Genomic DNA, 23134 nt, shown 5'->3' with positions numbered 1-23134 from the left:
CAGATCAGAAACATTTCAGTTCTTGATAGAGACGCTGTATTGGTAAACCCATTATATTGAAATAGGAACCCGAAATATATTCGACTGCAATATACCCGATCCATTCCTGAACACCATATGCCCCTGCTTTATCCAGAGGCTTATACTTGGTTACATAATAATCTATTTCGTCATCTTCAAGTTTGGCAAATCGCACATCGGAAGACACTGCAAATGTTTTCTGCTGTTGCTTTGTTGTAATACAAACTCCGGTCAGTACTTTATGTGTATTTCCTGACAAGTCACGAAGCATTTGTTTAGCTTCATCCTCATCAATTGGTTTACCATAGACTTTATCGCCCAACAATACAATTGTATCAGCAGTTATAAGTAAGGTATCTTCTTCCAGAAAATCTAAATAAGCATTTGCCTTTTCTTTTGCAATGTAGATTGCAATATCTTCCCCCTTTAAATCATCGGGATAATCCTCATCTATATCCGGCAATATCTTTATTACATAATCAACATCAAGACCCGAAAGCAGCTCTTTTCGTCGTGGCGAATTAGAGGCCAATACTATTTTATATTGAGATAAATCTAACATTCTTATAATTTAAATTACATCGGCCCAAATAACGTTGCATCAATACTCTGAGATTCAAACTTTAACAAATATTTCTTCACATCCAAACCATAAGCATAACCTCCTAAACCTTTTCCCTCATTTATAACACGATGGCAAGGAACTATGATAGCTATATTATTTTTACCATTTGCGGAACCAACTGCCCGACATCCCTTAGGAGAACCGATCGCAATAGCTTCGTCTTTATATGATACTGTTTTACCATAAGGAATTGTCATCAAGTAATCCCATGATTTTTCCTGAAAAGGGGTTCCTGCTTGTTTTAGAGGAAGATCAAATATTTTTCTCTCGCCGGAAAAGTATTCCTCTAACTGATTGATGGCCTGATTAAGGATATTGGATAGTGGAGCCTTTACTTCAGGCATTTCAGAAACAAATCTGACAGAGGAGATATATCCGTCATTCTCTTCTATCTCTATTACTCCGACGGGTGATTGTAAAAAAGCCTTCATTCTTTTTCTTGGGTTTATTTTCATTCCTCGACCAACTCCAATTTATCATTTGACGGAGACGCTTAAGAAAGCGTTTTGAAGGTTTGTCCCTCAAATAGGATTCAATATGCCTTTTCTTCTTTTCTTCCAGTATTTCGTCTACATTGATAAGTATTCCTGTTTCTTCTACATTTCCAAATGTATCATTTACAGCTGTACCAAATACTTTCATTTGAGGGGAGAGACTGATGTAAGCATTTACCAACGGAGGAATATTAAGTCCTAACTTCCGAACCGAGGTATTTAATATTTTATAATCAAGCTTGAATGTTTCTCCATCGAATAATTTTATAAGCTTCCTTATATCTGTTCCAATATTCAATGCTTGCTTAGGGAAGACCAATCTATCCGGATCGGGAAAATATTTATTCATAAAATAAAGTATCATATCCCGCGCCTGCGTATTATAAGTATCATACATTGTTACTTTCCCGAAGAAATATTTCATTGAGGGATCGGCTACAGAAAGAGCGCCAAGCCCGTCCCATAGATTATCGAGAGCAAAAATACCCTTCGAGCCTGCCAAAGTGGACTGATACTCTAAAGTTACGAATGAACGTCCTAATTCAAATGTACAAGGGAGATACTCATCTATAAACTTTTTAGAGAAATGAAACAAATGCGATGTAGCCAAGATAGGTTCTCCATTATCATCGAAACAAATGTCAGGTCCACAGATAAAACGATAACCACCTATTATCTCTTCGGCATCCGGATTCCATACTATCAATTGCTTGTACGGATTATCCATTGTATCGTATTCATCTATATCGGTAGCCTTACCTGTTCCTCCTCCGTAATAACGGAAAGCTATTTCACGCAATCTACCAATCTCCAGCATCACATTAGGTGAATTATGATGTGTAACTATATAGATTTCATTATTGGCCTTGTTGGTGTGCCTCAAGAATTTGTCTTTTGTCAGTTCAGCCTTTAATAAGCTCTTATCTATTGGAGAGATGATTGTATCCATCTTTTATTTTTTAGTTTCTGCCAGATTATAAGCTATATTCTTTACATATTCAGCCCATTGTGAGGTATTCTTTGTATTATCGAAACGAGAATACGGAATCGGCTCTCCAAAGGTAATGGAAAAATTTGTATTCTTGTTCTTAAACATCTCATCTGGCAGTAGGATTAACTCTATATTAAACTTTATCCCTAAAGATTTCCTTATATTGGCAAACCAATAGAAAAAGTTTGAATTTTTCGCATTAAAATAAACAGGTACAATATCCCGTTTAGAATCTATAGCTTTTACTATAAAATTTTTTTGCCACGGAAGATCGCATATCGCTCCCTTGGTCTTTCGTGAGCAAAGCCCTGCCGGGAAAGTGATAATCTGGTCATCAGACTCATAAGCTTCGTTTAGAGTTGTTGTTGCTTGCTTTGATTGCCGGCCGTATTTATTAACCGGTAAGAATATCGGCTGTAGGTTTCTTATAAAATAAAGAACATCATTCACTACATACTTTATTCTTTTATCATATCTTTCGCCAACTACAGCCGATAAACAAATACCATCGAGTCCGCCTAAAGGATGATTTGAAGCAAAAATAAAACGCCCTTCTTGGGGTATATTTTCAAGGCCGTATACATCTAGCTTAAGATTGAAATAACCAACAACAGCCTGCATAAAATCAACCCCCTCTTTGTCGGCATATATACGAAGTATCTCGTTCAATTCGTCTATGTGCACTTTACGCTTTAGATAATTTATAATAAATCTGGGAATTTTATTATAAATCTTCGGTGCCTTCTCTTCCAAAACTTTATCTAAGTCCAATACTAGGGGAGTCTGATTCATTCCTAAAATAGTCTAATAACCTTTCTATTACAAAAATAATTTATTTTGAGTTATAATTACCTGAAAAAAGAATAAATAGTGATAAGGGATTCCTTTTAATTGAATTTACCTATTATATTTGTGATCTTATATTAAAAATAAAAATAGAGTAATGAACAAAAAAATATTATTCCGTGGTCTAAGTCTTGCTTTAGTAGCTTTGCTAATGCTTTACAGCAGTAATATCTCAGCTAAAATACTGGATGAACCTAAAAAGGATAAATCTCCTATAGTGACGTTATCAGCATCTAATTATAGTGGAGAAACAGCAAAGGGGCTTGTTTTCGTCGACTTTTGGGCAGCTTGGTGTGGGCCTTGCCGCAAAATGGCACCTATACTTGATGAAGTAGCATCTGAATATAAGAACTCTGTAAAAATAGGCAAGTTAAATGTCGATAATTATAAAAAGTTTGCGATAGACAATGGTATACAAGCTTTACCGACTATCGTAGTCTATAAGGATGGTAAAGAGGTAGACCGTATTATGGGATTGGTATCGAAGGATAAATTGGTAGAGATTATTGATAAATATTCGGAAAAGAAAGCTAATTAAACCAATCGAAACGAAGATAAGGTATCACAGCTTTTGAGATTTCAGACACAAGAGGATAGGTGTGAGATTGTTGACGCACATCCTCTTTTATTATTTGCTTCTGTTGATCAAACTCAACTATAAGATTTAGCAGGATACTAAAAACAACAAGCCACTTTGCTGCACAGAACAACGCTCCAGCTAACCGATTCAGAGTGTTCATTTTCAAAGCATCAACAAACGACTCCAGCAATTTACCGGTAAGAAACAAAACAACCAGAATAGCTATAAAAGCAAGAATATAAGAAAGAGGACCTGTTATATGGGGAGAACTATTGGTAAATTCAATTAGTTTTGGTGCAAATAACTCGGATAGTTTTCCAGCAAATATTGCACCTAATACAATCCCGGCCAAGGATGCAACCTGCATTACGAGACCAGAGAAGAAACCCTTAACAAGGGTCATTAATATAAGTATTACAACAACCAGATCAAACCAACTTAAAATCATAACGAGTGACTATATACAACAAAAGTAAGAATTATTATCATAATTCCTACTTCGTATATTTAAGCAATAAATCTTACTAAAGAATATTATTTGCTGTATTCGTCAGAAACTGAAAGTTTTGCTCTACCTTTTGCTCTGCGGGCTGCAAGCACTCTACGTCCATTTGCAGTAGCCATTCTAGAGCGAAAACCATGTTTGTTTTTTCTTTTTCTGTTTGATGGTTGAAAAGTTCTTTTCATCTCTATATATATTTTCTGTTATTATTTTCCTTCGAGTTTCGGGTTGCAAAAATAGGATGTTTATTTAATATAAGCAAGTATATTAACGTTTTATTTTATTGAAAGTGATAAAACTATAGTCATATTTATGCTTTTCATCAACAGTATGATCCTCTTCAGATGCTTTATTCCATATCGAAGCATTTATTTCCGGAAAGAATGTATCAGCGCCCTCGAAAGAATGATGTATACGTGTCAGATAAAGTTTATCTGCATATTTCATTGCTTCCCTATAGACTGAACCACCACCTATGATAAAAACCTCTGTCTCATCTTCACACAGAGCTATAGCCTCCTCTATCGAGGAACACATTTCGCAGCGGTCAAACCGTAAATCCTTATTTCTGGTTATAACAATATTGCGCCGATTTGGCAATGCACCTTTCGGTAAAGACTCAAACGTCTTACGTCCCATAATCACAGAGTGCCCATCTGTTATAGATTTAAAATATTTTAAATCGTTAGGCAAATAACATAGTAGATTATTATCTTTACCTATTGCGTTATTCTCGTCTGCCGCCACTATTATTGATATTTTTCCCATATTAATTTTCACTTTAAAATCAAATTCAACTTTTTAACTTGATTACTCCAATATAATTGTGTGATATCTATACCTTCATACACATCTATTTTTCTCTTCCCTAAGATGATACTATTCAGGATATCCGACAAAACCGCTGGATCATTCATATCTGTAGTGCATCCGCACCCATCGCCAACAACATCGGCCGAAGCACCTACAGGGGTAGTAACTATATAGTTCTTAAATATTTTAGCTTCGTACAGAACAATCCCCGAACTCTCTGTTCTGGAAGAAAGGACAAACACTTTAGCTTTACTATATATATCCCACAATATTTTTTTATCATAAATAGCCCCTATAAATACAACGTTCTCTTTCAAATGTGGATTGCGCAGAAAGAAATTATCTATATACTCTTTAAATTCTTCCTGTATTGGACCAATTAAATAAGCCTTCCAACCTTTCATTCCTGTCTTCTCAAGAGCTTGCATAAACAACTCGGTATGCTTTTCGAAAGTACCTAATCGTCCGACAGTTATAAATACATTTTCTTTTTCATCAAATCCCCTTGCAGAAACGCCTAATTCACCTATCAATTGATCATCGCAACCATTTTCTAATATAATAAGTTTATCCTTAAAATAAGGGGCTAAACTTTCATCATTAAACAAACGATTATAAGCATCCGTACTTTCGCAAGAAAATAAATCCACATTTTTAAAATAAGACTTATAAGCCTTCTTTTTGAGTTTAGCCTTTATTCCTCCATTATTGAAAAATGCTGAAATACGATCTGCAATATAGATAGGAATATCTAACTTAACGTACGATTTTCCTTTAGGATTCAACAACTTGTAAAGCAATGCTATTTTCCCTGCCCTCATAAAGATATGGAAAGTCATTAAAACATCAATCTTTCTCGCATTTTTGAATAAATAAAAAGCTACTTTCAAAAAATACAAATTCAAACTTTTATTCTCGGCATGTTTTATGGGATATAACTTCACTCCTCTTAATGTTGTCGGCATATCTTCATTCAGATGGGTCTGAGGGTATACAATAGTAACATCCATATCATAAACCTGCTTTATGTAAAATGGAAGCAGAAAAAAATCCTTTCCAAAATGCTCCTTATCGAAATGGATTAATATAAGAGTAAAGTTTTTCTTTTTCATTTCTTCACAGGCTTCAATCCTATTTTTTTTGCTTTCTCAACTATATATTTATAGGCCGCTTCGTATTCATTCGGTATAACACCATCCAATATGGCATCCTTTACTGAGGACTTCAATCTACCTACTTCCGGTCCGGGCGGAAGAGCAAATATATCCATAATCTCTTCTCCTCCTATTGGCGGTTGAAAATTACGGACATGATCTTTTTCTTCAATATCTTTCAACTTCTGACGTACAATTTCAAAATTACGTAGATAACGACGTACTTTTTCCGGATTTTTCGATGTTATATCTGCCTCGCACAAGGTCATCAAATCTTCAATATCATTACCCGCCTCAAATAAAAGACGACGTACTGCTGAATCTGAGATATCCTCATCGACCAGCACCTGTGGACGCATATGTAAAGTCACCATCTTCTGTACATACTTCATTTTCTCATTCAAAGGGAGCTTCATCCTTCGGAATATTCCGGGAATCATCTTTTCTCCTATAAAGTTATGATTATGAAAGGTCCAACCAAGCTTAGGATCGAATCGCTTAGTCGCAGGCTTTGCTATATCATGTAGAATCGCTGCCCATCGCAACCATAAATCATTGGTATGTTTAGCTATATTATCTAAAACAACGAGTGTATGATAAAAATTATCTTTATGTCCAACCCCTTCTTTAGTTTCAGCACCTTTTAATGCCACTAATTCAGGGAAAATAATAGGTAGCAAGCCTGTTTTATCCAATTGCAAAAAGCCCACAGATGGCCTTGGAGATAACACTATTTTATTCAATTCGTCAATTATTCTTTCTCCTGAAATAATATTGATACGTTCTTTATTGCGAGTTATAGCATCGAAAGTTTCATGCTCGATATCAAAGCCTAATTGAGAAGAGAAACGAATAGCCCGCATCATACGCAAAGGATCGTCACTAAATGTTATATCAGGATCCAGAGGTGTACGAATTATCAAGTTCTCCATATCCTTTAGTCCGCCGAAAGGGTCTAATAATTCACCAAATCTATCTCTATTAAGACATACAGCTAAAGCATTTATTGTAAAATCGCGACGATTCTGATCATCTTCAAGCGTTCCGTCTTCTACTATAGGTTTACGTGAATCTCTCTGATACGATTCACGACGGGCACCTACAAACTCGACCTCAATATCTTTATATTTTATTTGAGCGGTTCCAAAGTTCTTAAAAACTGAAAGATGAGCTTTTCGCCCTAATACTTTTGCTACAGCCTCAGCTAATTTTATACCCTTACCTACCGTTACTATATCAATATCTTTAGATGGGCGATGTAAAAAAATATCACGTACATACCCTCCTATTGCATAGCATTCCAAATGCATATCATCAGCAACCTGAGATATTATTTCAAAAATCTGTGCGGAGAATTTATTCTGCAACCAATTTTCTATATTAAATTCCGAATTATCTATCATTATACTTATAAAGTAGCTTTCTAAGATGGAGCAATTTTAATCCTTAGAGATTTAGATGGTTCTAACTAACAAGGACTGCAAAGATAATAATTCTGTCAGCAAAATCATTCTAACACTCCAGTCCTTTTCATTTTCTCACTAAGTAAGTGGCAATTAGCACTCATCTGTTGTTAATGAGTGGAACACAAATAAGCAACCAAGGTGGACATCTATCTGTTCGCCGCAAAAAATTAAATAGTGAAAAAGCCACCAAACTATCATGCCACAGAATAAAAGTAATAGTGACACTACAAGATCATCCATATTGACAAAAAACTATTAAATTCAATCTGATTAGTCATTTATCTCAGTTGGTGTCCTTAAAATATGTATTTCTATAAAATGCTTACATTTTTCTTTTACGAAAAGAATAATCAAACAAAAATAATTTGTAATTTGGCACTGTGATACTATTATATCAGGATATCAAAACAACTAGCAGTTTATGCAGAATTATTATAGAAATACATTAATATTTCTTCTACTTTTCCTTCTTTCATGTAATAAAAAAGATGATGGAGCTTTATTGCGGTTAAATATCGCGAGACAGTTTTATGCTGAAAAACAGTACCAAAAAGCAAAAGACGAAATTGACAGTTTAAAGATATTATATCCTAAATCTTATGATGAAATTAGGGCGGGATTAGCTTTTTTGGACACCATAAGAAGAGCAGAGAATGTGCAAACTATCACAGAATGCGACTCGCTTATTATCCTATACGAACCGGAGATAACAAAGATGAAAGCCGCTTTTTCTTTTCAAAAGAATAAAGAATATCAAGAAACCGGAACTTATATACCGAAGGAAAGTGTATCAGGAGGAGTCATTACTCAGACAACCTTACGTTCGGGAGTAATAGAAGATGGTACTTTGTATATAGAAAGTGTATTTGTTGGATCGAAACAGAAACATAACCAGATAAAAGTATCGACAAAAGATGGTTCATATGCCCAATCCTTACCCGTAAATGATGATGGCCTCAATTATAGGTTTTCAAACATGGGAAAAGAGTACGAAATCATCCGTTTTGCCGGAAACAGCGAAAACGGGATTGCTAGATTCATATTTACAAATGCCCAAGTTCCGCTGACAGTCTCACTTGAGGGACAAGGGAAGTATTCATATCAAATATCGCAAACAATAAAATCTGCTATTTCCAAATCTTTCCAATTGTCAACAATGATGTTACAACTTGACAGCCTGAAAACAGCTAAGGAGAAAGCTGAGTATCACATTTATTACCTTGACAATAAAAAAGACAAAGCAACTGGCGAACTTACCAATTGATAAAACAATTTATGAAAACAGAAAATTCGTCTAGTGATGAATTAAGCCATAATTCAGATATATTTATTCCAAATATATCAGTCGATTGCATCATCTTGGGCTTCCATGCGGGATCTATCAATGTTTTGTTATGTAAATTTAAAGTAAGCAACAGATGGATGCTTCCAGGAAGTTTCGTTGCAAAAGATGAACATCCCGATGAAACAGCCTTACGTATATTGAAAAAACGAACATGTCTTCACAATGCATACCTGAAGCAATTTTATTTTTTCGGAAGAGACGGTTCAATCAATTACGATAACAACAAGGAGATACTAAAACGTTTCAACGATGAATATCCAAGAGAACAATGGAACTGTAATCGGTTTATCAGTCTCGCATACTATGCTCTGATTAAGCACGAACAGATTCAATTATTAGCGGACGAGCATGAAGAGTGTGCTTGGTTTAATATAAAAGAAATCCCTGCACTCTACCCAGACCATAAAGAGGTATTAGATACCGCATTGGAAACAATACGAAGACAAATTGGATATATTCCAATTGGATATAAACTATTACCTGAAAAGTTTACAATGCCAGAATTGAGAAATATTTACGAGTCAATTTTAGGTAGAGAAATAGACAGAAGAAATTTTCAGAGAAAAATGCTATCAATCGGTTATATTGAAGCACTGAATGAAATAAGAAAGGTAGGACCACATAAGTCACCTAATCTATACTCGTTCATAGAGAAGAAGTATGAAGATGCTGAAAAGTATGGTATACAATTCATGAGTAATAATTTTTAAAAAGAGTCTGTCTATTTTGTTATTCAAATCATAAAAAAGCCGGCTAAAACCGGCTTTTTCTTAGTTATTACATTTTTGCTATCTTAACTCATAAACGACTGTTACGATGGATTTCGGACTTATCAGAATAGAACTATTCACATCCATTATACTTCCTTCTACCAAATCCTGTGTTTGACTAGTAGTATATCTCTTTATAGATTTTACCGCTGCATTATCCAAATCAACCTTCGCATCATATTGCTGTTTGGACAAATTTGTATATACACAAACTAGCCTCTTACTATCCTGAGAGATATAGGCACTGCCAAATAAATCTTTTGATGAATTTTTCATTTCAAACCCTATACGTTTATAATCGGGACGAATAAAAAGACTATAATTACCCAGTACCCACAGAGTCTTAGTACTTTCATGAGTTCCACTTTGCTTTACATCACCATAAACTCCTCCTTCCGGAGTAGCTTTTATCAGTAAAAATCTATTTTTATGATTCCAACGTTCCAAATCAACACTTGTCCAGAAAGACCATGAAGCAACATTGCCATACACAAGATCACAATGTATGACCTTCGACATATACAATGCAATATCCATATAGGTTGCATTATCAAAACCTACAAATTCATTCGCACTATATCCATCTCCTAACATACTCCATTCTGTCTGATAAACTTTTAGACCGGCAACGCTAGCCTTAGAGGCAACAATAGTACGTGTATCTACCAACTTAGACCATGTCCCATCTGTCCAATAACTATGGCCTGCTATTATGGGTGCCACATGTTTCAAATTTCCCACATAGCTAGACGATGACTGGTCAAATAAATTATAAATTACATTTTTCCTGTTATTATCTCCATCTGTTTCATACAAATAATTCCAAGCTGCCGCTTCCGACAACAGGATCTTGGTATTTAAACCTTTCTCTTCAATAGATTTATCTATTTCTACAGCCAACTTTTTAATTTCACTATTTTGCCAGCCGGAACCCTCCTGTCCAGGTCCATCCCAGTTATATTGAGGTTCATTAACCGGGCTTATATAAGCAATGTCAATTCCTTTATTTGTTTTAAAATAATCTATAACAGTTGTTATATACTCAGCAAAATCGTCGTAGCTATCTTCTTTTAAGTTAGAATAAGCCCCCATAGCAGAATACCCCTTGCCATTACGGGTCATATATACCGGAGGAGTATTGCTAAACATGACAAATTGTTCGCATCCATAGCTCTTCGCTTTTTGCAAAAAGTATTGTTGCCCGGACTGCTTAGTCCAGTCCAGAGACCCATCAGTAGGATTCATAAAAGATTCAGCCCGACGAGAAGGATCTTCAATATCGCTGGCTGCTCCTTGCTGAGCTGTACCTCCGCCTAGATTGAATCTCCAACCAGAAAGACCTATACCTTCCGGCTGTCCATCTTTTATATTTTGAGAAAACAGAAGCTTTGCGATTCCTTCTTTCTCATTCTCGTCCCAATAAGTTCCAATATAATTAGGAAGCCAACAATCTGAGGCCGAAAAGCTCTCTATAGTCTGATATGTTGTATTAAAAAAAACAGAAACATTAGCAGTACCATCTGAAGGCTCTTGTCCAGAGCCAGGAGCGATAGTTGGTTCTGGGGTATCATTACAAGAAATGCCTACAAAACATAAACAAATGTATAACAAACATTTTACTATTTTCATGATTATTGATATTAGTTGTATCTCCAAAATGAGAGAGTATGCCCTAAACATAGAGCATACCTTCCAATCTTGAGAGTTTTATATTTCTAGAAATTAGGATTTTGAGTTATACTACCTCCAGAAAGCAAAACTTCTGTATTAGGTATAGGGAATAATAAATCTCTGTTTTCCTGAAATGTAATACCTTTATTACTATTTTCTTTCTGGTTTGTTGTCTCATATTCATCTGTAGATTCATAGAGATTATATTTTACAAATGTACCATTGGGCCCCATAACATTACAAAGAGCCTTTTTGCCATTATCATCTGTCCAACGGCGTAAATCATATAGGCGTTGATTCTCTAGCGCTAGCTCCAATCTCCTTTCTAAACGAATTGCATCCCTTAAGGTCTTTCCCGAAGATGTTATTTCTGGGAGACTCACTCTGTCACGAACTCTTTTTAGAGCTTTACGGGCTTCACTATCGTGCCCCAATTCGTTTGCAGCCTCGGCATACATAAGCAAAACATCTGCAAAACGCAGTAAACGATAATTTAGATCGATATGATCAGCATCATATGGCTCTGGTCTCAAATTGTGAGGAATATAAAATTTTCTATTAATACGTGCCGATTTATGCTTACTCGGTGATATTACATAATTTTTAGCTTTTTCGGTATCATCGCCCGGTACATCATCTCCATGTTTTATTATAGTCCATTTCAACCTTTCGCCATCTCCGGCATCAAGAAAAGCTTTTTCCAAATTACTTGTCGGTTGTCCCCATGACCAGCCATCATCATCACGAGAGCCAGTAAAAACAGATAGCCTACCCCCTAAACTATAACTAATATCGGAGCTATATTGAACCTCAAATAATGATTCTACATTATTATTATTCGTAATAGACCAAACATCTTTGAAATCTGGGCACAAATCATATTCCTGAGTATCAATCAACTCTCCCAATATTTTTTCTGCTTCACTATATTTGTCCTGGTATAAATATACCTTACCTAAGTAACCCATGGCCGCACCTCTGGTTGCTCGTCCAAGATCTTTTGCAGCATACTCACTTTTGGCAGGAAGATCAGCAATCGCATCTTTCAGATCTTGTTCAATTTGAGCATAAGTTTCTTCAACAGATTTACGCGTAATTCCATCTAATTCATTAGGCATGAGCATTCCTAAAACGACAGGAACTCCTCCAAAATTTTTCACTAATTCGAAATATTGATATGCCCTAATAAATTTAGCTTCTGCAATCATTCTTTTCCTTAAATCTTCATCTTTTATAGGGGCCTCTGGAACTTTTTCTATTACGATGTTACACCTCAATATTCCTTTGTAGCGATACTGCCAATAGTTGGACAAAGGTCCATCTGTTTTTGAATTTCCATAATGGGACATCCTTATCCAATCGCTCTGCGACTGAGTTGTATTACCCATCCATAGATCATCTGTACACATATCAAATCCTACTGTAGGTGCTTGGATCTGCCACCATCCATCCCAGAAGATACCTTGATAGCAACCAGCAACTTGTTTCAAGCATTCCTCTTCATTTTGAAAGTATGTATCTAGATTCTCTTGCCCTAGGACAGGTCGCTCTAGAAAATCAGAACAACCACTAAATAAGGTTAATGTTCCGCTTAGTAATAGTATCTTGAATATATTTTTCATTTTTGTAACCGATTAAAAGTTTATATTGACACCAAATAAGAATGTTCGTGGATTAGGATAGCCTAAATTATCTATTCCAGCCTCTAGCACTCCTCCTAAAGCCGCGCGCTCTGGATCCATTCCAGAATAGTTTGTAATAGTAAATAGGTTTTGTGCAGAAGCTGAGAAACGTACACCAATACCTCTTGTAATTTTGGATGGAAGAGTATATCCTAATTGTAGTAACTTACAACGGAAATACGATCCATCCTCTACAAAAAATGATGAAACTCTACGAAAATTCAAATTCTTATCATTGGCCGAAAGACGAGGATAAAAATTGCTCGTACCCTCTCCTCTCCATGCTTTATCATAGGCATCAGCAAAAATATTTTGTCCTTCAGTCCCTGCATAAAAACCGCCCATAGCACTATTATAGATATCATTGCCTATTGTACCATAAAAATTAGAAATTAAATCGAAATTTTTGTATCCCAGATGTATATTTAGTCCAACCATCAAATCAGGGAAAGCGCTCCCAATATATGTCTTATCGTTATCGTCTAATTTTCCATCGTTATTCAAATCTTTGAAGCGTATATCCCCTGGTTTCGCTTCAGGCTGAAGTTTTTCTCCAACATTGCTTGTATGGCTATTTATTTCAGTTTGATTTTGAAATATTCCATCAGCTATAAAACCATAGAAACGGCTTATTTCTTCTCCTGCTACATTCTTTATTATATAATCATTAAAAAAGCCTCCTCTTAATAAAGGTGTATCTCCGACAAATTTCCTCGCCTTATTTTTCACTCCAGATAAGTTGACTCCCACCTCATAGTTAAAGTCATTCACATTATCTTTCCAGTTTGCAGAGAATTCCCATCCTTTAGCTTCCATGCTTCCGATATTAGTCCACATTTCTGCATTCCACATAGGATATCCAGAAATCAAAAGATTTGGTTTAGGCATAAGCATATCTTTTGACTTTTTACTATAAATATCCGCCGTAATATCCAAACGATTATTTAAAAAACTCATATCTACGCCCAAATTAACATCTTCAACTGTTTCCCAAACCAAAGTCGGATTTCCGACCTGGCTAATTGCTGTACCTATATAGCGATCTCCACCCAATACATAATCAGCATTCCCTATAAGATTCAGATAAGCACCCGAAGCTATTGCTTGATTCCCTACTTGTCCCCATCCTGCGCGAATTTTGAGATTGGATATAATATTTTGATCTTTCATAAATTCTTCGCCCGATACACGCCATGCGCCTGACACAGCAGGGAAAGTCGCATATTTATTCCCTGTAGGAAATTTAGAAGAACCATCTATACGAACCGATCCCGTAATATAATAACGATTATCGTAATTATACATAGCACGCCCCAAATAAGAGATTAAAGAGTTATATACATCTGTACCACTAGCTTTAGGATTAAGAGTTCCCGCACTTACATACTGAAGATCTGAGAGATTATTAGGAATACCTTCTTGTGAACCTGTCAGCCAATATTCAGCCTGCTTCTCCATAGTAAATCCACCCATCAGATTAATATTATGCTTTTGATCGAATGTTTTCATATAATTGAGCGTATTTGTCCATGTCCAGTCAACCCAATCGTTTGATTTTCGTTCAGCTTTTGCTAATTCGTTTTTTTCTAATAAATCGATCGTAAATTTAGGAGTAAATACATCATTTACTCTAAATCGGGCATTTACACTAAACTGACTACGTGCTATCAAACCCTTCATAGGTTCAATACTAACATAAGGATTCATCATAAGGCCATATTCCCGACTATGCTTGTTTTGACGGGCTAGACTTGCTACTGGATTCCAAACCTGATTATTATAAGAACGAGCATAATTATCAAATTTGTTAGAAGTCCATTCTTCTTCTGGCTTAAAAACAGGCGTGGTTGGATCCATACGCATAACGGCATCAAATAAATTAGGAGTATCATCCCAGTTTTCATATCTTGGAGCAAAGTCCACACCAGCTTTCACTATTTCACTAAACTTATACTCAGTATTAAAACGTCCTGTTATACGTTCCCAATAGCCAACGTCATATTGAGAGTCTTGACGGAAATAGCCAATACTTCCACTAAATACAAACTTATCAGTTCCCCCCTGAAAACTTAAGTTATATGATTGTGTATATCCAAAGTCATTAATTGTTTGATCCCACCAATCTGTATAGCCAGCACCTTGAGGAGTATTCCATATAGGTTCTTTATAATCGTCATTTAGATAACGCTCTTTTGTTACCTTCTCATAAGTAACGGCATCCGCCATATTGGGTTTATTTAAGGTTTGGAGGCCAAAAGCCGCATCTATCTGAAATTTGGTTTTCCCTGCTGATCCTTTTTTAGTAGTAACCATGATAACTCCGTTAGAACCTCTTGTTCCATATATGGCAGCTGCTGAAGCATCTTTAAGGACTTCTATACTTTGTATGTCGTTTTGATTTAAGAAGTTTATATTACCTGCAATAGGAACTCCATCTACTACATATAAAGGGTCCGAACCATTTATTGTAGTTACACCACGTATAATAACACGGGGTGTAGCTCCAGGCCCACCATCTCCAGCTATTTGAACCCCATTAGCTTTACCTTGTAGTGAATAAAGTGCATTTCCACTGGTTATACTTTTTAATTCTTCGCCTTTTACAGTTGTAATAGAGCTCGTCAAGTCACTCTTCTTTACAACACCATAACCTATAACTACGACATCATCTAATATTTTAGTATCGTCTTCTAAGGAAATATTAATTACGCCACTATTATTCATTTTTATTTCTTGAGTAGCAAACCCAATCATCGAAAATACAATAACACTATTTTCAGATACATTAGACAATCTATAATTGCCGTCAATATCTGTCATCGTAGCATTTGTAGTACCTTTTTCCATAACGGTTACTCCAATAAGAGGCTCTTGATCCACTGCTCCAATAACCGTTCCTGTAAGAGCAACCTTATTCTGTGCCACTAAGCTGGCTGATAAGATTAACAACAGAAATATTAAATATTTTTTCATTGTATATAGTTTATGATATTAGTTAATAGGATAAAATTTCGAACGCTTTAAGTGTGAATCAAACTTGAAAATATATTTTCCAGAAGTTTTAACTTTCCATTTAGCCGGATTCTCTCCTCCATTTGCAATATTCATTTCTGGATCTTCACCTCTTTCCCAACGCCAGAAAGGCTCAGGCCACCAACCCCAAGAATGCTGAGTCTGAATAATAAATTCAATATCCTTCCCTGCCTCTAGAGTCATTTCAACAGAGAATAAGAATTTATTCTCACTATTTTGTTTAAGTATTAACGGTTCCGCGGGATTCCAGTTTCCCGAATCAGGGACACCACTACCGACCAAACCTATTTGCAAAGGAATAGTACCAGCCGCCAGATCACTTGCATTTAAATACATTGGGCTACCTATAGCAACTGGTGTATCTGTTGGTACATAAGATTCAACTGAATATTCTCCACTTTTTACATTAAAAACTATTTCGTAATACCCTTTTGCAGGTAGAACAATTGGCAGAGATACATCAGGATCATCTGTCAACACATTATTGTTTACTGGATCTTTTCCAAAACAGATAGGACTAAAATCAGTTTTTTGAGGAGCAAAACGTATTTCAGTACCTGCTACTTCTGAATAATAACGTGCTTTGTAAGTATACGCCCCTGTGTGCTCAATTAGCATAGGAATACCAAATATATCACTGTTCAGCTGAGAGGCATTAGTAACATCAATCAAATACATTTTAGAGAAATCAGGCATTTCCGATACAGTAATAACACTATTTTTCTCAGCTGTTAATCCAGATTTATCCTGAGCAAGAATAGTTAAGTTATAAGTTGCAACGGCAGAAGGCAAAGCGATGGGGTCGTTAAATTCAAGAGTTTTGCCTGAATTAGAAAAAGAAGTAATCTCTTTTGTATAATTCAGTTCTGGAATTTTAATAGTAACTAAATTAAGGGCTTTATCATCTTCTACTGTAAATTTCACATTCAAACGGGTCTCCGCTTTTAACAATACAGTAACTGCTTCATCAGGAGCAACTGTAAAGATGGGATTAGTAAAATCTCCATCCATTGTCACTAATACAGTTTCTTTAACTGAACGACCGCCTAAATCTGTTACTGTAATATCCAGATCGTAACGGTCATCTACCAAATCTCCAGGTGCCTGGAATTCATAATTTAGACTGAATAGATATGTTACAGTATCTGCTAATGTAAAATCTATAGTTTTATCTAATTGAAAGGCTGCGTTTTTCAGATTAATAGATTGTAAACCGTCCTTATCTTCAATTGTTGCTTTAACAATAAATTTCCTCCCTGGCTCTGTTTTTATATTTGAAGAGCCCAGCACAATCGTAGGAGGTAATCCGTCTACATCAGTAAACTTATCATCGTCGCTACATCCACTTAAGAAAAATAAAAGGACCAGCAATAAGCTTAAATACTTTTTTGTTTTCATGAAATCAGATTTTAGTTTATGAATTAATGTATGTCATGCTAAAGACTGTATATGCAGATGGTTATGACACATTACAGACCGCTCTAAAGCAAATGACGTTACAAATGTAGCCATTGGTTCATTATAGAATAACCAACAAAGTAGTCATTAATAGTTATCAAATCGGTCAACAATTAATCAAGCCTTCTAGTTTATCTTATTATTATTACATTTGAGTTTTAAAGAAAGAAACATGAAAAATAAGCTGATATTTATTTTTTTATTCATGCCACCTATTTTTACTCTTGCACAACAATATGGCATAAAAACACTGGGGATGGAGCAAGGTATTTCCAACAACTATGTAGTAAGTATTGCACAAGACAAAAAAGGCTTTATCTGGTTCGCAACTGAATCAGGACTGAATAGATTTGATGGAAATAGCTTTAAAATATACAAGAAGAAAAATGGGACCCCTAATAACAATAGTATCAGTGGAAATGAGCTCAACAAGGTATATGCTGACAAATTTGATGATATAGTATGGATAGCAACACAACGGGAAGGCTTAAATGCATTCGATTGTAAGAGTGAGACTTTCAAACATTATAAATACGACCCAAGCAATAATAAGAGTCTAGTTACAAATGACATAACCGACATAACCAATTCTCCAAATGGCAACCTTTGGATATCAACATATCATAAAGGGGTAGAGTATTTTGATAAGAAAACCCAAACCTTTGTACACTACAATAAAACAACAGTTCCGGAGATGGTCAATGAGAATCTTTGGGCTGTAAAAGAAGACAATAAAGGATTGCTATATATGGGGCACGTCTGGTCAGGATTAAGTGTCTTATCTTTAAAAGATAAGACTATAAAAAATTTCAGACATGATCCAAACAACAAAGAAAGCCTGCCCGGAGATGAAGTCAGAGTAATCTATATCGACAAAAATGACAATATTTGGGTTGGCACCAATAATGGACTTGCACTCTTCAATGCAGAAAAAGAATCTTTTACTGTATTTAAACACGACCCACTAAATAAAAATTCACTCCTAGCTAACTATGTATTTACAATAAACCAGCTCAATGACGGACGGCTATGGATAGGCACAGAAAATGGTGGCGTAAGCATTCTGGATTTCCAACAAAGTATGTTCTCATCACCACAGCATATATCTTTTACGAATATTACCTATAGCGATGATGGAAAAGGTTTGTCCAACCAAACAATTAGAAGCATTCATCAAGACACATTTAATAATATATGGCTGGCTACTTATGGTGGTGGTGTAAATTTCACGAGCAGTCATCCTCCATACTTTAATACATGGACGTATTCTCCTATACCTAAACTCAAAAACAGCCTGAACAACAAAGTAGCCTGGGGTATATGCGCTGATAAACAAGACCAATTATGGATTGGAACTGATGGAGGAGGAATAAATTTATTTGCTGACGGAGAAAGAACTAAGATTATAGAAAAGGGCATAAATAGTATTACCGACAATGCGATATTAGCTGCTACCAAAGATTCTGAAAATAATCTTTGGTTCGGAACATTCAACGGAGGGGTTAATATATATAACTCTCAATATGGGCTTATAAGTAAATTGCAATTAGACGACAAAAGTACGGATATACGTTGTTTTTATGAAGATGGCAAGAAGAACATGTGGATAGGTAGCAACAATGGAGTATATACTTACAACCTGATTACAAAGATAAAAAAGGGATATTCAAGAGAAAACTCCGATCTACCGAACAATCTGGTTCGAGCTATCTCTAAAGATAATAAAGATAGGCTATGGATAGGATTCTTCGGAGAAGGTCTAGCAATTCTCGACGAGAATATGAAAATGGTTAAAACATTCAAGACAGATTCTGGCTTCCCATCAAATACAGTCGATCATATATACAGGGATAAGAAAGGACGAATGTGGATTGCTACCGGTGAAGGCCTAGTTTGCTTCAATTCTCTGGACAAGGAAGATCAATATATTGTCTACGACAACAATAGCGGACTAATAAACAGCCACATAAGAGCAATAACAGAGGATAGCCAGGGAAATATTTGGATAAGTACAAATGGAGGAATAAGCCGCTTTATTTCAGACCAAAATAAATTCTTCAATTACAACCACCACGATGGCATTCCTCTCGGAGACTTCATGAGCGGGTCTGTAACAAAGAACTCTAAAGGAATAATCTTTTTCGGGTCACAAAATGGCGTTTGCTACTTTGATCCTGAAAAAATACCGATGAATATAAGCTTACCACCGACAATCATTACTGAATTCAAATTCTATAACAATAAAATCAGCTCAACTAATGATGAGATAAATATCCCTCTAATAGCAAACAGTGTAAATCTAGATTACAACCAAAATACTTTTAAGGTTTCCTTCAACGCCCTTGACTATTCTTTAAACCATTTGATAGATTATACATATATGCTCAAGGGATTAGAAGATATATGGTATACTACCCAAGGTGAGAACTCTGTTACATTCCGCAATGTACCTCCCGGGTCTTACGAGCTATTAATAAAATCACGGGTAAAAAATCAAGAATGGGCTGAAGAAATAACTTCTCTAAAGATTATGGTCAATCCTCCTTTATGGCTGACATGGTGGGCCAAATCATTCTATACTGTTGCTATATTACTCATCGTTTTTCTCGGATTTCGTTTCTACAAACGTAAATTAGATCTGGAAAACTCTCTTACTCTGGAAAAAAGGAATCACTCACAAGAACAGGAGTTACATAATGAGCGACTCCGATTCTTTACAAATATAGCACATGAATTGCGAACACCTTTAACCTTAATTTTAGGACCTCTAGAGGACTTACACAGCGACCCGACCTTAGCAGAAAAACACTCCTCTAAGATATCTGTTATACATAGAAGTGCAACACGGCTATTAAGTCTTATAAATCAAATACTGGAATTTAGAAAAACTGAAACTCAAAACAAGAAACTTTGTGTATACAAAACAAATCTTGCGCAATTAATAGAGGAAGTAGGACTTAAATATAAAGAACTCAATCTTAACAACCATATTTCTTTTAATATAGTAATTGAGACAGAAAATGTAGTTCTATATTTCGATCCGGATATAATAACAACCATCCTCGACAATCTCATATCTAATGCTTTTAAATATACACGCAAAGGAAATATTACACTCAAACTTCGCGATATACAAAAGCAGGGAATTAATTATACAGAAATAGAAATCAACGATACTGGTATAGGCATCCCAACCGAGTCACTTCCCAAAATATTTGACAGATACTATCAAGCCGAAAGGGATATACTGGTATCCGGCACTGGTATAGGTCTGGCACTAGTACAGAATTTAATTTCCATACACCAAGGATACATAGATGTAGATAGTAAACAAGGAGAAGGAACCATATTCCGTTTTGGTATTATTTCTGATAATACCTATCCAAGCGCATTACATGCTGACTCTGAACCTAAACATTTAATTGAGAGTATCGATAATTACGAAAACCTGAAATCGGGAGATACCAAACAAATAATTCTTGTAATTGAAGATAATGAAGATATAAGAGAATATATATCAAGTTCATTGTCGGAACAGTATAAGATCTACACAGCAGAAAACGGAAGAAAAGGACTGGAAGCTGCCTTCACCCGCATACCCGATATAATTATCAGCGATATTATGATGCCCGAAATGGATGGACTGGAGCTAAGTAAAAACTTAAAAGAAGACGTAAGAACCAGCCATATCCCCATTATCCTACTTACAGCCAAAGACACGATACAGGATAGAACGGATGGCTACAATATTGGCGTTGAATCATACATCACCAAACCTTTTAGTGCCAATCTATTACAGAGCCGTATTACAAATTTATTAGAATCGAGAAAGAAAATTGCTGAATTAATAAATAGAAACACAGTAAATAAGAATGCCATTATTATAGATTCTTTAAGTAAGCTCGATAACGAGTTCATCGCAAAAGTCACATCAATTATCGAACAAAACTTAGATTCGGACAAGATCGATGTTGCTTTTATTGCCGACAAAATGAATATGAGCCATTCCACTCTATACAGAAAAGTGAAGGCATTGGCCGGGATGACAACAAATGAATTTATAAGAAAGGTAAGGATACGCAATGCCGAACAATTTCTTCTCACCGGTAAGTATACAATATCAGAAATATCATACATGGTGGGAATAAATAGTATAACCTATTTCCGTCAATGCTTCAAAGATGAATATGGCCTTGCTCCATCAGAATATTTAAAGCAAATAATAAATAACGCTAATAATTTATAAGCATGACGAATTTAACACCCTAACTTGCCCAATTCAGCGGCCTCAAGACCAAAATACATATTATACTTTTGCTTTGTAAAATAAATAAAAGTATATCATGAAAATCTCAAAAGTTATTTTTGTTGCAGTATTATCCTTACTGTCTTCATCGATGCTATTTGCTCAAGTTTCCTTTGGCGAGTCGGATAAGATCAACGACAGCTGGAAGTTTACACTCAACGATGAGAAGGAAGCTCAATCCGTATCCTTTAACGACTCTAAATGGAAGGTATTGGACCTGCCGCACGACTGGAGTGTAAAAGGGCAGTTAAGCCCTACATTGGCCAGTGCCACAGGTTACCTGCCCGGGGGCATAGGCTGGTACCGCAAAACCATTAATATCCCACAGGCAAAACAGGGGGAAAAAGTCTACCTGTATTTCGAAGGTGTCTATAACCGCAGCGAAGTATTTGTAAACGGACAATCTTTAGGCAAACGTCCTAACGGATATATTTCGTTCATGTACGATGCCACACCATATATTCAGTATGGAAAAGACAACGTAATAGCCGTTCGTGTAGACCATAGCCAGAGCGCCGACTCCCGCTGGTATACAGGTTCGGGTATATACCGCAACGTTTGGATGGTATATGCCAATCCGGTTCATATCGCCCAATGGGGAGTTTACGCTTATCCCAAATCGGTAACTAAAAAACAGGCTGTACTATCCGTAGAGGTCGAAATAGACAACTCTTCTTCCTCCGATGCAAATTTAGTAATCACCAATGAACTGTTTTCTTCCGATGGGAAGCTCGTTGCCAAAGATTCCAAAAAGCTTCGTCTGACAGCTCAAAACAATACGATTACTACCGAGCTGAAGGTAAACAATCCGCAATTGTGGGATCTGAACAACCCGAATCTTTACCGGCTCAAAACAACCGTACTCAAAGACGGTAAAGTCATAGATCAAACCAATACCGTTACCGGGTTGCGTACCTACACATTCGACCCGAACAAGGGATTTGCCCTGAATGGTGAATGGATGAAGGTAAAAGGAGTTTGTATACACCACGATGCAGGCGTGTTAGGCTCGGCTGTTCCAAAAGAAGTATGGAAAAGACGATTACTCACATTGAAAGAAATAGGGGTTAACGCCATCCGTACAAGCCACAACCCGCAGGCTCCCGATCTGTATGCTCTATGTGATGAGTTAGGACTGCTGGTTCTGAACGAAGCCTACGACGAATGGGAATTCCCTAAGCGTAAATGGCTCGAAGGCTGGAACGTGGGTACTCCGGGATTTCAAGGCAACTTTGACTATTTCGGTCAATGGGCAGAAAAAGACTTAGCCGATTTGGTACGTCGAGATAGAAACCATGTTTCCGTATTCGCATGGAGCATAGGCAATGAAGTAGACTATCCGAACGATCCGTATTCACATCCTGTTCTGGATGGAGG

The 23134-nt window shown here is 36.1% G+C and carries 18 protein-coding genes; 5 read left to right on the top strand and 13 right to left on the bottom strand.

Features of this window, described 5'->3' with window-relative positions:
* Nucleotides 1-4 precede the first annotated feature (4 nt).
* From JGH11_RS00595 to JGH11_RS00580, 4 genes are read right to left on the bottom strand one after another with little or no spacing between them, the layout of a single operon-like run.
* The gene (locus JGH11_RS00595) at nt 5-583 is read right to left on the bottom strand and encodes a Maf-like protein (RefSeq protein WP_201109611.1); all 579 of its coding nucleotides are present in this window, start codon (nt 581-583) and stop codon (nt 5-7) included.
* Nucleotides 584-597: 14 nt separating this feature from the next.
* Nucleotides 598-1077 carry a methylated-DNA--[protein]-cysteine S-methyltransferase gene (locus JGH11_RS00590; RefSeq protein WP_201109610.1) on the bottom strand — a complete coding sequence of 160 codons (480 nt, stop codon included), beginning with the start codon at nt 1075-1077 and terminating at the stop codon, nt 598-600.
* Entirely contained in the window at nt 1025-2089 is a 1065-nt protein-coding gene (locus JGH11_RS00585; RefSeq protein ID WP_201109609.1) for a GNAT family N-acetyltransferase, read from the bottom strand. Before JGH11_RS00585 ends, JGH11_RS00590 begins: the two co-directional genes overlap by 53 nt.
* Before the next feature lie 3 nt (nt 2090-2092).
* The gene (locus tag JGH11_RS00580; protein WP_201109608.1) at nt 2093-2923 is read right to left on the bottom strand and encodes a 1-acyl-sn-glycerol-3-phosphate acyltransferase; all 831 of its coding nucleotides are present in this window, start codon (nt 2921-2923) and stop codon (nt 2093-2095) included.
* Nucleotides 2924-3074: 151 nt separating this feature from the next.
* On the opposite strand from JGH11_RS00580, the gene trxA reads away from it, so the two are divergent.
* A complete protein-coding gene (gene trxA, locus JGH11_RS00575; RefSeq protein ID WP_201109607.1) occupies nt 3075-3515 on the top strand; it encodes a thioredoxin in 441 nt (146 codons plus the stop codon).
* On the opposite strand, the gene JGH11_RS00570 is transcribed toward trxA, so the two are convergent.
* The 5 genes from JGH11_RS00570 to JGH11_RS00550 form a co-directional block, all read right to left on the bottom strand.
* Nucleotides 3508-4005: a CvpA family protein gene (locus JGH11_RS00570; protein ID WP_201109606.1), complete on the bottom strand. Its 498-nt coding sequence runs from the start codon at nt 4003-4005 to the stop codon at nt 3508-3510. The two genes, trxA and JGH11_RS00570, sit on opposite strands and share 8 nt — an antisense overlap.
* A gap of 86 nt (nt 4006-4091) precedes the next feature.
* Nucleotides 4092-4244, bottom strand: a complete 153-nt coding sequence (gene rpmH, locus JGH11_RS00565) for a 50S ribosomal protein L34 (protein ID WP_081852563.1) — start codon at nt 4242-4244, stop codon at nt 4092-4094.
* An 82-nt stretch (nt 4245-4326) separates the two neighbouring features.
* Nucleotides 4327-4827 (bottom strand): dihydrofolate reductase, encoded by a 501-nt coding sequence (locus tag JGH11_RS00560; RefSeq protein ID WP_201109605.1) that lies wholly within the window; start codon nt 4825-4827, stop codon nt 4327-4329.
* 8 nt (nt 4828-4835) lie between these two features.
* Nucleotides 4836-5984: a glycosyltransferase gene (locus JGH11_RS00555; RefSeq protein WP_201109604.1), complete on the bottom strand. Its 1149-nt coding sequence runs from the start codon at nt 5982-5984 to the stop codon at nt 4836-4838.
* Nucleotides 5981-7429 carry a CCA tRNA nucleotidyltransferase gene (locus JGH11_RS00550; RefSeq protein WP_201109603.1) on the bottom strand — a complete coding sequence of 483 codons (1449 nt, stop codon included), beginning with the start codon at nt 7427-7429 and terminating at the stop codon, nt 5981-5983. The genes JGH11_RS00555 and JGH11_RS00550 overlap by 4 nt, the downstream gene beginning before the upstream one ends.
* A gap of 484 nt (nt 7430-7913) precedes the next feature.
* On the opposite strand from JGH11_RS00550, the gene JGH11_RS00545 reads away from it, so the two are divergent.
* Together JGH11_RS00545 and JGH11_RS00540 are read left to right on the top strand one after the other, a co-directional pair.
* Nucleotides 7914-8756: a hypothetical protein gene (locus JGH11_RS00545; protein ID WP_201109602.1), complete on the top strand. Its 843-nt coding sequence runs from the start codon at nt 7914-7916 to the stop codon at nt 8754-8756.
* 11 nt (nt 8757-8767) lie between these two features.
* Nucleotides 8768-9547 (top strand): NUDIX domain-containing protein, encoded by a 780-nt coding sequence (locus tag JGH11_RS00540; RefSeq protein WP_201109601.1) that lies wholly within the window; start codon nt 8768-8770, stop codon nt 9545-9547.
* Between the two features lie 78 nt (nt 9548-9625).
* Here JGH11_RS00540 and JGH11_RS00535 read toward each other — a convergent pair whose 3' ends face one another.
* From JGH11_RS00535 to JGH11_RS00520, 4 genes are all read right to left on the bottom strand, one after another.
* The gene (locus tag JGH11_RS00535; protein ID WP_201109600.1) at nt 9626-11236 is read right to left on the bottom strand and encodes a glycoside hydrolase; all 1611 of its coding nucleotides are present in this window, start codon (nt 11234-11236) and stop codon (nt 9626-9628) included.
* Nucleotides 11237-11322: 86 nt separating this feature from the next.
* Complete coding sequence (locus JGH11_RS00530) at nt 11323-12900, bottom strand: RagB/SusD family nutrient uptake outer membrane protein (protein WP_201109599.1); 1578 nt, start codon at nt 12898-12900, stop codon at nt 11323-11325.
* Nucleotides 12901-12912: 12 nt separating this feature from the next.
* Nucleotides 12913-15933 (bottom strand): TonB-dependent receptor, encoded by a 3021-nt coding sequence (locus JGH11_RS00525; RefSeq protein WP_201109598.1) that lies wholly within the window; start codon nt 15931-15933, stop codon nt 12913-12915.
* An 18-nt stretch (nt 15934-15951) separates the two neighbouring features.
* Entirely contained in the window at nt 15952-17391 is a 1440-nt protein-coding gene (locus JGH11_RS00520; protein ID WP_201109597.1) for a hypothetical protein, read from the bottom strand.
* 232 nt (nt 17392-17623) lie between these two features.
* Between JGH11_RS00520 and JGH11_RS00515 the strand changes: the two genes are divergently transcribed.
* Nucleotides 17624-21697 carry a hybrid sensor histidine kinase/response regulator transcription factor gene (locus tag JGH11_RS00515; protein WP_201109596.1) on the top strand — a complete coding sequence of 1358 codons (4074 nt, stop codon included), beginning with the start codon at nt 17624-17626 and terminating at the stop codon, nt 21695-21697.
* A 97-nt stretch (nt 21698-21794) separates the two neighbouring features.
* On the top strand, nt 21795-23134 hold a 1340-nt coding region (locus tag JGH11_RS20070; protein ID WP_236263814.1), incomplete at its 3' end, for a sugar-binding domain-containing protein.

This window comes from Dysgonomonas sp. Marseille-P4677 (assembly GCF_016652235.1).
Taxonomy (GTDB): domain Bacteria; phylum Bacteroidota; class Bacteroidia; order Bacteroidales; family Dysgonomonadaceae; genus Dysgonomonas.
This window is presented reverse-complemented; position numbering and strand designations above follow the sequence as displayed.